This is a genomic window from Staphylococcus parequorum, from assembly GCF_039237145.1.
In the GTDB taxonomy this organism is placed as follows: domain Bacteria; phylum Bacillota; class Bacilli; order Staphylococcales; family Staphylococcaceae; genus Staphylococcus; species Staphylococcus equorum_A.
Genome location: NZ_CP150682.1, coordinates 1,242,650 through 1,256,574 on the forward strand (window position 1 = coordinate 1,242,650; position 13,925 = coordinate 1,256,574).

General features: G+C 32.2%; 14 protein-coding genes. 11 read left to right on the forward strand and 3 right to left on the reverse strand.

Going from position 1 to position 13,925, the window contains the following annotated elements:
- Positions 1 to 67: 67 nt before the first annotated feature.
- A complete protein-coding gene (locus tag AAA453_RS05870) occupies positions 68 to 718 on the reverse strand; it encodes an HD domain-containing protein (RefSeq protein WP_285324331.1) in 651 nt (216 codons plus the stop codon).
- A 127-nt stretch (positions 719 to 845) separates the two neighbouring features.
- On the reverse strand, positions 846 to 2,330 hold the full coding sequence (gene cls, locus AAA453_RS05875) for a cardiolipin synthase (protein WP_427706858.1): 1,485 nt from the start codon (positions 2,328 to 2,330) through the stop codon (positions 846 to 848).
- A gap of 143 nt (positions 2,331 to 2,473) precedes the next feature.
- Here cls and csoR point away from each other — a divergent pair, with 143 nt between their 5' ends.
- The 3 genes from csoR to AAA453_RS05890 all read left to right on the forward strand — a co-directional run bounded on the left by csoR (position 2,474) and on the right by AAA453_RS05890 (position 3,349).
- The gene (gene csoR, locus AAA453_RS05880) at positions 2,474 to 2,767 is read left to right on the forward strand and encodes a copper-sensing transcriptional repressor CsoR (protein ID WP_069817693.1); all 294 of its coding nucleotides are present in this window, start codon (positions 2,474 to 2,476) and stop codon (positions 2,765 to 2,767) included.
- 5 nt (positions 2,768 to 2,772) lie between these two features.
- Positions 2,773 to 2,994 carry a putative copper chaperone CsoZ gene (csoZ, locus tag AAA453_RS05885; RefSeq protein WP_427706861.1) on the forward strand — a complete coding sequence of 74 codons (222 nt, stop codon included), beginning with the start codon at positions 2,773 to 2,775 and terminating at the stop codon, positions 2,992 to 2,994.
- 214 nt (positions 2,995 to 3,208) lie between these two features.
- Positions 3,209 to 3,349, forward strand: a complete 141-nt coding sequence (locus AAA453_RS05890; RefSeq protein ID WP_002507098.1) for an Lmo0850 family protein — start codon at positions 3,209 to 3,211, stop codon at positions 3,347 to 3,349.
- Positions 3,350 to 3,515: 166 nt separating this feature from the next.
- On the opposite strand, the gene AAA453_RS05895 is transcribed toward AAA453_RS05890, so the two are convergent.
- Positions 3,516 to 4,712, reverse strand: a complete 1,197-nt coding sequence (locus AAA453_RS05895; RefSeq protein ID WP_046466118.1) for an FtsW/RodA/SpoVE family cell cycle protein — start codon at positions 4,710 to 4,712, stop codon at positions 3,516 to 3,518.
- Positions 4,713 to 4,986: 274 nt separating this feature from the next.
- On the opposite strand from AAA453_RS05895, the gene AAA453_RS05900 reads away from it, so the two are divergent.
- The 8 genes from AAA453_RS05900 (at position 4,987) to alr (ending at position 13,847) form a co-directional block, all read left to right on the forward strand.
- Entirely contained in the window at positions 4,987 to 6,057 is a 1,071-nt protein-coding gene (locus AAA453_RS05900; protein WP_427706863.1) for a D-alanine--D-alanine ligase, read from the forward strand.
- 12 nt (positions 6,058 to 6,069) lie between these two features.
- Complete coding sequence (locus AAA453_RS05905; RefSeq protein ID WP_427706865.1) at positions 6,070 to 7,425, forward strand: UDP-N-acetylmuramoyl-tripeptide--D-alanyl-D-alanine ligase; 1,356 nt, start codon at positions 6,070 to 6,072, stop codon at positions 7,423 to 7,425.
- 512 nt (positions 7,426 to 7,937) lie between these two features.
- Complete coding sequence (gene cshA, locus AAA453_RS05910) at positions 7,938 to 9,458, forward strand: degradosome RNA helicase CshA (RefSeq protein WP_069817696.1); 1,521 nt, start codon at positions 7,938 to 7,940, stop codon at positions 9,456 to 9,458.
- A 225-nt stretch (positions 9,459 to 9,683) separates the two neighbouring features.
- On the forward strand, positions 9,684 to 10,163 hold the full coding sequence (locus tag AAA453_RS05915; RefSeq protein WP_285324326.1) for a PH domain-containing protein: 480 nt from the start codon (positions 9,684 to 9,686) through the stop codon (positions 10,161 to 10,163).
- The gene (locus tag AAA453_RS05920; protein WP_427706867.1) at positions 10,156 to 11,661 is read left to right on the forward strand and encodes a PH domain-containing protein; all 1,506 of its coding nucleotides are present in this window, start codon (positions 10,156 to 10,158) and stop codon (positions 11,659 to 11,661) included. Before AAA453_RS05915 ends, AAA453_RS05920 begins: the two co-directional genes overlap by 8 nt.
- The gene (locus AAA453_RS05925; RefSeq protein ID WP_069817699.1) at positions 11,654 to 12,193 is read left to right on the forward strand and encodes a PH domain-containing protein; all 540 of its coding nucleotides are present in this window, start codon (positions 11,654 to 11,656) and stop codon (positions 12,191 to 12,193) included. The genes AAA453_RS05920 and AAA453_RS05925 overlap by 8 nt, the downstream gene beginning before the upstream one ends.
- Positions 12,194 to 12,224: 31 nt before the next feature.
- Positions 12,225 to 12,575: a holo-ACP synthase gene (acpS, locus tag AAA453_RS05930; protein ID WP_069817700.1), complete on the forward strand. Its 351-nt coding sequence runs from the start codon at positions 12,225 to 12,227 to the stop codon at positions 12,573 to 12,575.
- 123 nt (positions 12,576 to 12,698) lie between these two features.
- Entirely contained in the window at positions 12,699 to 13,847 is a 1,149-nt protein-coding gene (gene alr, locus AAA453_RS05935) for an alanine racemase (protein ID WP_427706869.1), read from the forward strand.
- The last annotated feature ends 78 nt before the right edge of the window (positions 13,848 to 13,925 follow it).

Genomic DNA, 13,925 nt, shown 5'->3' on the forward strand with positions numbered 1-13,925 from the left:
TTGTTTGAATTTTAAACAAATTTGTAATAAAAAGGCGTCGTAGTATAACTACGACGCCTTTTTTGTATTATTTGAAATACCATTCATTAAAAAATTGAGTTACAAATACTTCCATATACTCATGTCTTTGTTGTGCAAGCTGTTTAGCGGTTGGTGTATGCATTAATGCTTTAAGTTTAAACAGTTTTTCATAAAAGTGTTTAATAGCTGATGCTGGAACAGTATTACTATCGATTTCTTTGTTAGACAAAGTATCATTGTATTCTCCTTCTATCCACATGGGTTCTCCGAAATGGCCAGCAAATTGGAAAGTACGAGCAATGCCAATTGCACCAATAGCATCGAGGCGATCAGCATCACGTACAATTTGGCCTTCTATTGATAATGAAATATCATTATTTTCTCCATTTTTATAACTCATATGTTCAATAATATGTAGAATAGCTTCTTGCTGTTGTATTGGCAGCTGAAGTTGAGTCAGAAATTGTGTTAATTTAGGTTTTGCTTGGCTGGCATCAGTTAGTTTTGCGTCAATCGTATCATGTAATAAACTAGCTAGTTGAATGGTTAATAAATTTCCAACTTGCTCTTGTTGCGCAATGTATTTTGCCATTTTAACGACACGCAATACGTGAGCGACATCGTGGCCAGTTGCATCATCTTTATGAAATGCTTCCATATATATCTGCGCTGAATTGACTATCTCTTGTGGATTCATTTAAACGCCTCTTTTCATAGAAATAAAGTTATTTAAGCTAGTGATTTAATATGATTATTCACTTTATAATAAAGAAAGCCCAAAGCAATATTGATGTTAATCGATTACTTTGGACAGAGTTAAATTATTATAAAATAGGTGATAAGAGTCTTGCAATGCCTTCTTTAAATTTAATCCACAAACTTCTCTGCTCATAACGCTCTTTTGTTAGTCGATAGGATAAGGCTAAATCTTTTTCAAAAGTGGCTTTAAGTTCTTTCGTTATGAAAGTGTCATAAATAAAAGCATTAATTTCAAAGTTTAAAGTAAAGCTTCGGTGATCCATGTTTGTAGTACCCACACTTGCAACTTCGTCATCGATAAGCAGTATTTTTGAATGTAAAAATCCATTATCATAATGGAAAATATTCGCACCTGCATCTAAAAGTGATGCTACGTTATTATAGGTAGCCCAATATACAAACGGATGGTCAGGTTTATTAGGAATCATGATATTCACCTCGACGCCACCTAAAGCTGCGATTTTTATCGCGTCTAAGAATGATTGATCTGGAATAAAATAAGGAGATTGAATATGAATAGATTGTTTAGCAGAAGTAATCATTTTCAAATAACCATATTTGATTTGTTCCCACTCTTCATCTGGCCCACTAGATGCGATTTGGACACCTATTGTACCTCCAGAATCCACATCAGGAAAATAACGTTCAGCATATTTCAAATTATCACGTGTTGATTGAACGTTCCAATCGAGCATAAAACGTAATTGAAGTGCGTTAACAGCATCGCCAACGATGCGCAAATGTGTATCTCTCCAGTAACCAAATTTTTTCTTTAATCCTAAATATTCATCACCAACATTAAAACCGCCGATGTAGCCAATATGTCCATCAATGATTACTAACTTTCGGTGATTTCGATTGTTCATTCTTAAATTGATTAATGGCAATTTAGAAGGAAAAAAGGCTTCAACTTTGCCACCTTTTTTTCGAAATGATTTAAAATCTTTAAGTGATAAACTACGCGAGCCCATGTCATCATAAAGCATCTTCACTTCTAACCCTTGTTCAAGTTTTTGCTCGAGCGCTGTTAAAATTCGTTTACCTAAGTCATCATTTCTAAAGATATAGTATTGGATATGGATATAATCTTTTGCCTCATTTATATCTTTAATAAGTGCATCAAACTTTTCTTTACCGTCTGTAAAGATATCAATATCATTGTCTGTTGTTAAAAAGGCAGCATTATTGTATAACAACATTTGAACCATATCTTTAAATTTAACAATTTGATGATTACCTTTTGAAAATTCATCGTTCTTTAAGGCTTCTAATTGTTCATTAACAATCATTTCAATACCTATTTTATCTTCTTCATCTAAAGTGAAGATACGGTTGCGCTGAATTTGTCGCCCAAACAATAGATAGATGATAAAGCCTAATATAGGTATGAAAACTAACACTAACAGCCACGCCCACACGGCGCCTGCCGAACGTCGTTCCATAAAAATAATTGTGAAGGCAAAGATAAGGTTTAATATAAATGCGCCAAGAAAAATGATGTTAAGAATAACGTTTGTATTGTTAAACGTTAAAGAAAATATATCTATCATATTAAACCTCCAAAATGCGTTTCAGTTATTTAAAGTACTATAAAAGTCTTAATTATTGTAACATGAATATAAGGTTTTATCATTTGACTAATACCGCATAGGGGTATAACATATAATTGAAATTATTAGGAGGCGTGTAATATATGGCGGAAATACAAAAAGCGCATCACTCAGAACAAATTAAATCTAATTTAAAATCAAGATTAAATCGTATAGAAGGCCAAGTGAGAGCGATTAATCGCATGGTAGATGAAGATGTTTATTGTGATGACGTACTCACACAAATTAGAGCTACTCGTTCTGCTTTAAATAGTGTTGCTACTAAATTACTAGACCATCATATGAAAAGTTGTATTATGGATAAAGTAGAGCAAGGACAACAAGAGGAAGCTATGGAAGAACTATTGGTTACATTTCAGAAATTAATGAAGGATTAGGCAAGGTGAACGTAGTGGAAACAAAAGTGATTTATATTTCTGGTATAGAAAATGAAACACAGCAAAAACATATCAAACAGCGGCTTATGCAATTACACGGTGTAGACCAAGTTAATATCGAAATCAAGAGCAATAATGGCAAAATTTTCATTGATTTTGAAACCCCTGCAAGTTTAAATAATCTAGAAAAAGAAGTTTATGATTTAGGATATGAAATTTTATATTAAACTGAAATGCTGAAAACAGATTATAGTTTCACTTTAAGTGGTGTTTGTTATTTTTAAAAACTTATTTTACAAAGAAAAACTATTTTTACGATGTAATTATACAATAAAATTGACTAAATATTTGATTATAATAAAAAAATTTTGAATATAATGTAGTATTTAGTAATTAAATAGGGTAAGATATAGTAGAAGCAAGTAATTTAGGGGTGATGATATGAGTAAAGATAACGAAAAGATTCAAAATGTAGTTAAACTATTATCATCATTAGGGGTAAACATAAAGAAAACAAAATCAAGATTAGAAGTTATGCAGACTTTGCCGACAACTGTGAAAGCCGCTAACGAATTGAAATAGTAAAGTTACCCAACTAAGCGATTGGAGCAGTGTGTTCTAGTCGTTTTTTGTTATACAGAAAAGCTGTTTTATTAAATAATTGGTATAAAAAAAGAACTGTTATGATCATTGAGATGATTGTAACAGTTCTTTTTGTTGGAAGTAGAAATTAAAATGTAATCATTCTTTATTTTGTTTTTTGAATGTCAGGTGAGTACTGTTTCGGTTGATGATAAGAAATGGATAATAACACACCAACACCACACATTAAACTCCATAAGGAACTACCACCGTAACTTATAAATGGTAATGGAATACCAGTAATAGGTAATAACTGTATTGTCATACCTATATTTTGTAATACGTGGAATAGAATAAGTGCCGTGTAACCAATAATAAATAACTTGCTGAATGGTAATTCTATTTTAGTCGCAAGTCTAACTAAGTGGAACATAAATCCTAAGAACACTAGAATTAAAACGACTGAGCCAATGAAGCCAAACTCTTCTCCAATAACAGAGAAAATGAAATCAGTATGATTCTCAGGTATATATACTTCACCTTGATTGAAGCCTTTACCAAACAGTTGACCAGATCCAATGGCTTTAAGTGATTCTGTTAAATGATAGCCGTCGCCACTGCTATAAGTATAAGGATCTAGCCATGAACTAATACGTCCGAGTTGATAGGTCTTAATGCCCAAACTATTCTCAATAAGCGAGGGCTTGAAAATAATAGATAAGATGATACTTGAAGCTAAGACGAATACTGCAATAAACAATGGTGCAATTATTTTCCATGTGATACCACTTACTATAATTACACCAACAATAATGGCACATATAACAAGCGTTGTACCTAAGTCATTTTGTAGTAGAATTAGCCCCATAGGGATAACAGAAATACCAAAAATTTTCAGTAGTAATTTAAAATCTGTCTCCAATGATTTATTGAAAGTGAATTGATTATGCTTTGAAATTAGTTTAGCAAGCGCCAATATCAACACTATTTTCATAAATTCTGAAGGCTGTACACTGATTGGACCTAGTTTATACCAACTTTTCGCACCATTTATAATAGGTGTGAACGGTGTTTCTGGAATAATGATTAATATAAATAAGGCTGCACAAAGAAGAAAGTACAATAAATATGTATATTTCATTAGTTTCTTAGGTGAAATTAACATGATTAAAAATGCTATGAATCCACCAAAGACATAATACAGAATTTGTCTAATGCTAAAGTTGGCGCTATATTGGCCACCACCCATAGCTGAATTGATTATTGTTACACTAATAATTGCTAACAATACGAGGAAGCCTACTAAAGTCCAGTCGACCCGCCGTATCCAATGGTTGTTTTTTAATTGACGTGAAGTACTCATTTCTTACTCCTTTGAAAAGCTTAGTTTTCTTTAACTTTGTAATATATATAGATTTTACCGAACTTTTATGTATATTGCTAGAAGTAGGGTGCTAAATTGAAAAATTATAATAAGATAACCGTATATTGATAAGTTAAAGTTATTACTTTTAATCCATTGTAAAGTGCCATATACTAAATTGAAAAATAAAAAGTTTTTATACTACTAAACAAATGCAAAAAAATATTGAATCGTGATATGATGTAGTTTAAGAATTGTATATGGAGGCTAAAGTATGGCTAAAGAAAATGTATGTATCGTATACGGAGGAAAAAGTGCGGAACACGATGTTTCAATATTAACAGCACAAAATGTCTTGAACGCGATTGATAAAGATCAATATCAAATAGACATCATTTACATAACAAATGAAGGTGACTGGAAAAAGAAAGAAAATATCGTAGACACTATAAATGAAATAGACACTTTACGTTTAACAGATGTTGCTGCAGGTGAAATCTCTCAACTACTTAGTATTGGTAGCACAGGGAACGCCTATAGTGCAGTTTTCCCAGTATTACATGGACCGAATGGTGAAGATGGTACAATTCAAGGTTTATTTGAAGTATTAGATATACCATATGTAGGAAACGGTGTTTTAGCTGCCTCAAGCTCGATGGATAAACTTGTTATGAAACAATTATTCGCGCATAGAGGATTGCCTCAACTACCTTATGTGAGCTTTTTAAGAAGTGAATATCATAAATATGAAAATAACATTTTGAAACTTGTACATGACAAGTTAGAATATCCAGTATTTGTAAAACCAGCAAACTTAGGTTCTAGTGTTGGTATTAGTAAATGTAATAACGAAGAAGAATTGAAAGTTGGTATTGAAGAAGCATTCCAATTTGATCGTAAATTAGTAATTGAACAAGGTATTGATGCGAGAGAAATAGAAGTAGCTGTACTTGGTAATGATTATCCTGAAACGACTGCGCCAGGTGAAGTGATTAAAGATGTAGCATTCTATGATTATAAAGCGAAGTATAAAGATGGAAAAATAAAATTAGATATTCCTGCTGATTTAGATGAAGAAGTGCAAACAACATTAAGAAATATGGCTGTCGAAGCATTTAAAGCAACAGATTGTTCTGGTTTGTTACGAGCTGATTTCTTTGTCACTGAAGACAATCAAATTTTTATTAATGAAACAAATGCAATGCCAGGCTTTACTGCTTATAGTATGTACCCAAGACTTTGGGAAAATATGGGCGTAACATATGCGGAATTAATTGAAAGATTAATTGAATTAGCGAAAGAAAAACATGAAGATAAGAAACAAAATAAATACAAAATTGACTGAGGCGAATGAATAATGATTGAAGTAACTTTAGAACAAATCCAAGACTGGATTCCATGTGACATTGATAATGAATATTTAGATCATACGATTAAAGGTGTTTCTATTGATTCACGTGTAATCAACAATCAAAATTTATTCATCCCATTTAAAGGTGAAAATGTAGATGGACACAAATACGTCGCACAAGCATTGAAGGATGGCGCAGGTGCAGTATTTCATCAAAAAGACGTAACATTAGATGAAAATATAAACGGTCCAGTGATATGGGTAGAGCACACACTCAAAGCATTACAACAATTAGCTAAAGCTTATTTAGAATTTGTTGGGCCACAAGTCATTGCAGTGACAGGTTCAAATGGTAAGACCACGACCAAAGACATGATTGAAAGTGTTTTAAAGCCACAGTTTAAAGTTAAAAAAACACAAGGCAATTATAACAACGAAATTGGGTTACCATTAACAATATTAGAATTAGATCAAGATACTGAGATTTCAATTTTAGAAATGGGGATGTCAGGTTTTAATGAAATTGAGCTATTGTCAAAATTAGCGGAACCTAATATAGCGGTAATTACTAACATTGGTGAATCACATATGCAAGATTTAGGTTCTAGAGAGGGTATTGCCCAAGCTAAAGCTGAAATTACAATAGGATTAAGAAAGAATGGTGTCTTTATTTATGATGGTGATGAACCATTATTAGAATCTCACGTTGCGAAAATAGAAGATGCAGATATAGTAAGTATTGGTAAAGACAAAGACAACACACTCGTTTGTCAGATTGAAGATATTGAAAACGCAGGTATCGCATTTAATATTAACGGAGAAGAGAGATTCGAATTACCAATATTAGGTGAACATAATATGAAGAACGCAACAATCGCAATTGCTGTTGGTAAAAGATTAGGCTTAAGTTATGACACAATATTTAACAACTTACGTAAAGTAGAACTTACTGGTATGAGAATGGAACAACATTATACCAGTGACAATAGATTAGTCATTAATGATGCATATAACGCGAGCCCTACAAGTATGAAAGCAGCGATTGATACCCTTTCAGCTATGAAAGGGAGAAAAATCATCGTACTTGGAGATGTGTTAGAGTTAGGTCCTGATAGTCAGATGATGCATGAAAATGTAGGTCGATATTTAGAAGATAAAAATATCGATGCATTATTTACTTTTGGTCAAGCCTCAAAATATATTAGTAACGCGGCCAAAGCTTATGTAACGTATGCAGAGCATTACGACGATAAGCAGGCTTTGATAACAACTTTACAAGCTTATGTTCAACCTGATGATAAAATTTTAGTCAAAGGTTCTAGAGGAATGAAATTAGAAGAGGTTGTCGAAGCTTTAATTTAAACATTAACCAAAAACGAGCAGTTAGAATTCGATTAGAAATCTAACTGCTCGTTTTTATTTTGCTAAAACGGGAAAACTTATATAAGACAACAATTATAAATGTAACTCATATACTCTTGTTGAAAAAACGATGTTTCAAAAAGAACTTAGAGTTAAGCTTAACAACGATACCAATGCATTGTTCAGTTAAAGAAGATTTAAAATTTAAGTTAAATAAGGGGTGAATAAGCCATATCTTACAAGTAAAATATTCTGACAATTAACAGAATAAATAAATTAATAAATTTTTTTAAGAGAGTATAAAGTAAGTTTATGAAAGAAAGTTAAACGCTTACAACCTATATATTTCGGTATTTTTGCTGTTTTAAAAGATTTTAAAACTAGTAAAGTTATTGCATTTAATCAAATTTGGTTTATTGCGATTATATACTTGAGGTGGTACTATTAAGAAGTTGAATAAACTTAAGTGAACATATATGTATATAAATACAGATAAATAAAGGAGAATTATATTGCAAAAATTTAAAGAATTAGGGCTCTCAGATAAGATGGCAGAAACCCTAGCATCAATGGGGTTCGATGACGCCACTCCTATACAAAAAGAGAGTATCCCTCTTGCCTTAGAAGGCAAAGACGTTCTTGGTCAAGCGCAAACAGGTACAGGTAAAACTGGCGCGTTTGGTATTCCACTAGTTGAAAAAGTGACAGGCCAAGAAGGCGTACAATCATTAATCCTTGCACCAACAAGAGAATTAGCTATGCAAGTAGCTGAATCAATCAGAGAATTTGCTAAAGGTCTAAACGTACAAGTTGTTACTGTATTTGGTGGTATGCCGATCGACCGTCAAATCAAATCGCTTAAAAAAGGACCGCAAATCGTTGTAGGTACGCCAGGTCGAGTGATTGATCACCTTAACCGTCGTACATTAAAAACTAATGACATCCATACGCTTATATTAGATGAAGCGGATGAAATGATGAACATGGGCTTCATCGATGATATGAAATTTATCATGGATAAAATTCCAGCTTCACAACGTCAAACAATGCTATTTTCAGCTACAATGCCAAAAGCTATTCAAACATTAGTTCAACAATTCATGAAAACACCAGTAATTGTTAAAACAATGAATAATGAAATGTCTAATCCACAAATCGAAGAATACTATACAATCGTAAAAGAATTAGAAAAATTCGATACATTTACGAATCTATTAGATGTACACCAACCAGAATTAGCTATTGTATTCGGCCGTACAAAACGTCGTGTAGATGAATTAACAAGCGCGTTAATCTCTAAAGGTTACAAAGCTGAAGGTTTACATGGTGACATTACTCAAGCGAAACGTTTGGAAGTATTGAAGAAATTCAAAAATGATCAATTAGATATCTTAGTTGCGACAGATGTTGCAGCACGAGGACTAGATATTTCAAACGTAAGCCATGTTTATAACTTTGATATTCCTCAAGATACTGAAAGCTATACACACAGAATCGGCCGTACTGGTCGTGCTGGTAAAAAAGGTGTAGCAATCACATTTGTGAACCCAATTGAAATGGATTATATCCGTCAAATTGAACAAGCAAATAAGAGACAAATGACTGCAATGAGACCACCTCATCGTAAAGAAGTGCTTAAAGCACGTGAAAACGATATTAAAGGTAAAGTTGAAAAGTGGATGTCTAGAGAAAATGAACCAAGATTACAACGTATTGCTTCAGAATTAATTGAAGAATATAGTGATGTTGATTTAGTTGCTTCATTATTACAAGAATTGGTTGAATCAAATGACGAAGTTGATGTTCAATTAACATTTGAAAAACCATTATCTCGTGGTAAAGGCGGTCGTCAAGGTCGCGGACCAAAACGTGGCGGTCAAGGCAACAATAAACGTGGCAACAAATTTGATAATAAAAATCGTCGTTCAAAAGGCGGATTCAACAATAATAAGAAGAACGAAAAATCTTCTGACAGAAACAATAACAACAAGAAATCAATGAAAGGTCGCACGTTCGCCGACCACCAAAAATAAAAAATAATTTATCATATATGAAATTTAGGTTTAATCATTCCACTTACGTGGGATGATTTTTTTTGCATTTTTTAAGAAAAGCGTCATAAAAGCTATGATGAACAATAAATATTAAGCGCAATATATTTAAAACAAGAATAGTTATTTATACGTTTTAAATGGATAATGAAATGACTATAAAAGCTATGTTATAATAAATTGAAATCTTAATTAAGGAGTGTGTATATGACTAACGACCAACTATTTAACAGAAGTCCTAAACAAGCTATGAAGTATTACTACATAATCGAAGGACTGGAATTTATTGTTAGTTTGATCGTTTCGGTTATTTTAATATTTTTATGGAGTCACTTTAATTGGTGGCATTTCATTATATATTTAATCGTTGCTTTTATAGCGTTTAACTTTGTGCGTTTATTGATCAGACCCTGGATTAAGTTTAAATATACATTTTATAGAATTAAAGAAAATTATATAGAAGTAAAATACGATTTCTTCTTTAAATCTAAAAAGATAGTGAAATTAGAACGCACACAGCTTATTGAAAGACAGAACAACCCAATTTTAAAAAAAATGAGACTTTCTAAAACTACATTAATTACTGCTGGTCACAGGGTTAGTTTTCCGCTGATGTATACAGATGATGCGAAATCATTTGAATTACTAACTCTCAACTACTTGAGAGGAGCTGATTTTGATGTATAATCCTCAAAAATTACATCCTATTTCTTATTTAACGGGTGTTATTGAAGCTATAAAGCAAAATATCTTTTTGATTATTATTTTTTTAGTCTTTAATATTCAGGATTTTGATTTTACAAATATAACTTCATACATATTCCCGGCTATCGTTTTTGCCTTCTTTTTATTTTCATTTGTAGCACAAGTATTAAAAGTTTATAACACGACATATTGGATTGAAAATGATCATTTTATTTTAGCAACTGGTATCTTTACTAAAGAAAGAAAAGAACTTAACATACGTCGTATACAAACATTAGATACATCACAAGGCATTATAAATCAAATCGTAGGTGGCGTGAAATTACAAATCAAAACACCGAGTGATGGTATTGATTTGGACACTGTTTCTAAAAAACAAAGTGAATTAATACAACTTACAATTAAAGCAAAACAGCAAGAATTAACTAGTCAAAATGAAGAACTGGATTTAACTAGAATTCCTGAACAAGAGGACAATGAAGATATTTCGAAGCAACAATCGCAACCTGTGCGCTTATATAAACTTAATTTTAAAGAATTATTGTTTATGGCATTAACGAGTGGGGCGATAGGCGTGGCGTTTGCAGCAATTTCACCGATAATTGGTGCCTTTTCAGAAGTAATACCATGGGAATGGATCACTGGTGAATTTGCGCGGATTTCTCAAGCAATTTTTGTGATTGTGTTAATAATGGTTGCGACTATTGTTGTCGCAAGTTATATATTGGGTACATTGATTGTAATTATAAAAAACTATAATTACACTGTGACACAAAATGATAATCAATTAAATATCCGATATGGTTTATTTAATGTTAAAAGCATCACAGTGCCAACTGATAGAGTCCAAGCTGTAGTCGAAAAACAATCTTTCTTAAGAAAACTATTCGGTTTTACGTCTATACATTTTGTGATTACGAGCGATATGAATGGTAATGATAAAGACGATATTTCATTAGATGGAAATGTTATGATCTTACCTTTTATTAAACGTAAAAAAGCATTCGAAATCATTAAATCACTTATTCCTAGTATGGCGTTTGAAAATGCGGAACAGGGCATGCCTTGGAGAGGTTTCCATAGGTATTTTTGGCAAGAAACAGTCATATTGCTAGTGATTGCAACTATCGTTAATCATTTCTGGTCACCATGGTCATTTGTTATCGCAGCAGTTATTATTTTACTGCTAATTATCCATAGCCTTATAGTTATTAAATCATCTGGATTAAAAGTACGAAATGATGAACTTGTAGTACGTAATGTAACTACATTTGGATTCAAAAACACGTATTTCAAGCATGGAAAAATACTAGGTATGGAAATTAAACGAAATCCATTTTTAATTAATAGTGATTTAGGTCATTTTAATTTTATCATTGCAAAAGCTGCGGGAAATGAAGCTGTGGGTTTGAAATTTAATAATTACAAAGAAGTTGAAACACTTCAAAATTGGTATTTGAGAGGTGAGCATCATGAATGAATATAATTATATGGATAGATCTGGAAAAACAGTCATGCGCCTCTCGGCATATATCATGACGACGATATTTGTATTAATTTTAGCAGCGATATATATTGTTAATACAATGTGGTTGGAATGGCTTAATTCCAATACGATGATATGGGTCTTAATTATTGGTGTGATTATTATCGTAATTCAATTGCTGCTGGGTGCTATTTTAATTCCAATGTACCAATATCAAATCTTTAGATACAAACTAGATGAAAATGAAATCATTGTAAGAAATGGTTTGTGGTTTGTTTCAGTAATCAAAATTCCGTTATTCAGAATTCAAAATGTCGATACACACGAAGGTATTTTAATGCGCAAATATAAATTAGCAAGTTTAACGTTGTCGACAGCAGGTGGAAATACTGAGATTAAACTTATCGACAAAGATATAGCGGCTACATTAAAGTACAAAATAAAGAATGTTAATAAAACAATTGAAGTAACAGAAAATGAAGCTTCAGATATTGAGTATTCTAAAGATAATAGTGATTTAAAATAAATTACAGGCTTTATATGATTGGGGGAGACTTATGATACACGGTATAGGTGTAGATTTAATAGAGATAACAAGAATAAAAAAACTTTATAGCAGACAAGATAAATTGCTAGAACGTATATTAACTATCAATGAACTACAAAAGTTTAATTGTTTCAAAAATGAACAACGTAAAATGGAATTTCTTGCAGGTAGATTTGCTTGTAAAGAGGCTTTTAGTAAAGCACTAGGTACGGGTCTAGGTAAAACAGTAGCATTTAATGATATTGACTGTTTTAACGATGAAAATGGTAAGCCTTGTATTACCTATGAAGGCTTTAAAGTGCATGTAAGTATTACACATACGGAACATTATGCTATGAGCCAAGTTATTTTAGAAGTTTAATTTATTGAATTTTTTCTATATTCCAGTATGTTTAATTTGGTTATCCTATCATCATTGTTATAAAATTGATTTATTGTAGAAAACTAGCGAAAGCTATTTATTGAAATAGGAGGTACATACTTAATGTCTGATAAGTATTATAGATCGACGTACTTGAATGTAGATTTAAATGCTATTGTTTCAAATTTTCAAGTATTTCAAACATTACACCCAAATAAAACAGTTATGCCGGTAGTTAAGGCGAATGGTTATGGTCTTGGTAGCATTAAAATAGCACGTCAATTAATGGAAAATGGAGCTGAGTTTTTCGCAGTTGCAACACTGGATGAAGCAATTGAACTTCGTATGCATGGAATCAATGCAAAAATACTTGTACTTGGAGTTATTCCAACATATAACATAAACAAAGCAATTCAACATCGTGTAGCAATTACGGTGCCATCTAAAGCATGGCTCGCTGAAGCTATTGAAGAAATTCCAACTGATAATAAAAAAGATTTATGGCTTCATGCTAAATTAGATACTGGCATGGGCAGGTTAGGAATAAAAAATGTAGATGAGTACAAAGAAGTCATTGAATTAATTCAATCACATGAGCATTTAGTTTTTGAGGGCGTGTTTACACATTTTGCATGTGCTGATGAGCCGGGTGATTCGATGAATAAACAACAAGCATATTTTGAAGAAATTGTTGAACAGGTAGAAAAGCCTAATTACATACATTCTCAAAATTCTGCAGGTGCATTGATGAAAGACAGTCAGTTTTGTAATACAGTCAGAATAGGCATATCATTATATGGTTATTATCCTTCAGAGTACGTTAAATCAAATGTGAAGGTACACTTAAAACCAAGTGCACAATGGATTAGTGAAGTCGTGCAAACTAAAGTATTACAAACTGGAGAATCTGTGAGCTATGGAAGTATATATACAGCGAAAGAACCTACAAAAATCGGAATTATCCCAGTAGGTTATGCAGATGGTTATCCGAGAATGATGACAGGATTTAGTGTAAACGTGAATGGACACCAATGCGAAGTAATTGGAAAAGTATGTATGGATCAAACAATAATTAAAATTCCTGAAGAAGTTAATGCAGGTGATAAAGTCATTTTAATGGATCACCATAGTGACAGTCCACAATCAGCAGAAGCTATGGGGCGACAGCAACAGACTATTAATTATGAAGTATTGTGTAGACTAAATAGAAGGCTTCCTCGAATTTATCATGGGACGCAAGACCTAGAAATTCGCAATGAATTACTAAAATAGTATAGTCACTTAATGTAAAATTTGTTATTATGAGTCTAACAACGAATCTCAATATATTCTATTTTAGTAACATGGAGG

Excerpts from the sequence above, each read along its gene's own strand:
- AAA453_RS05915 (WP_285324326.1), top strand. The coding sequence starts at position 9,684 with ATGACTAACGACCAACTATTTAACAGAAGTCCTAAACAAGCTATGAAG.
- AAA453_RS05920 (WP_427706867.1), top strand. The coding sequence starts at position 10,156 with ATGTATAATCCTCAAAAATTACATCCTATTTCTTATTTAACGGGTGTT.
- AAA453_RS05890 (WP_002507098.1), top strand. The coding sequence starts at position 3,209 with ATGAGTAAAGATAACGAAAAGATTCAAAATGTAGTTAAACTATTATCA.
- csoR (WP_069817693.1), top strand. The coding sequence starts at position 2,474 with ATGGCGGAAATACAAAAAGCGCATCACTCAGAACAAATTAAATCTAAT.
- AAA453_RS05905 (WP_427706865.1), top strand. The coding sequence starts at position 6,070 with ATGATTGAAGTAACTTTAGAACAAATCCAAGACTGGATTCCATGTGAC.
- alr (WP_427706869.1), top strand. The coding sequence starts at position 12,699 with ATGTCTGATAAGTATTATAGATCGACGTACTTGAATGTAGATTTAAAT.
- AAA453_RS05870 (WP_285324331.1), bottom strand. The coding sequence starts at position 718 with ATGAATCCACAAGAGATAGTCAATTCAGCGCAGATATATATGGAAGCA.
- AAA453_RS05925 (WP_069817699.1), top strand. The coding sequence starts at position 11,654 with ATGAATGAATATAATTATATGGATAGATCTGGAAAAACAGTCATGCGC.
- AAA453_RS05895 (WP_046466118.1), bottom strand. The coding sequence starts at position 4,712 with ATGAGTACTTCACGTCAATTAAAAAACAACCATTGGATACGGCGGGTC.
- acpS (WP_069817700.1), top strand. The coding sequence starts at position 12,225 with ATGATACACGGTATAGGTGTAGATTTAATAGAGATAACAAGAATAAAA.
- cls (WP_427706858.1), bottom strand. The coding sequence starts at position 2,330 with ATGATAGATATATTTTCTTTAACGTTTAACAATACAAACGTTATTCTT.
- AAA453_RS05900 (WP_427706863.1), top strand. The coding sequence starts at position 4,987 with ATGGCTAAAGAAAATGTATGTATCGTATACGGAGGAAAAAGTGCGGAA.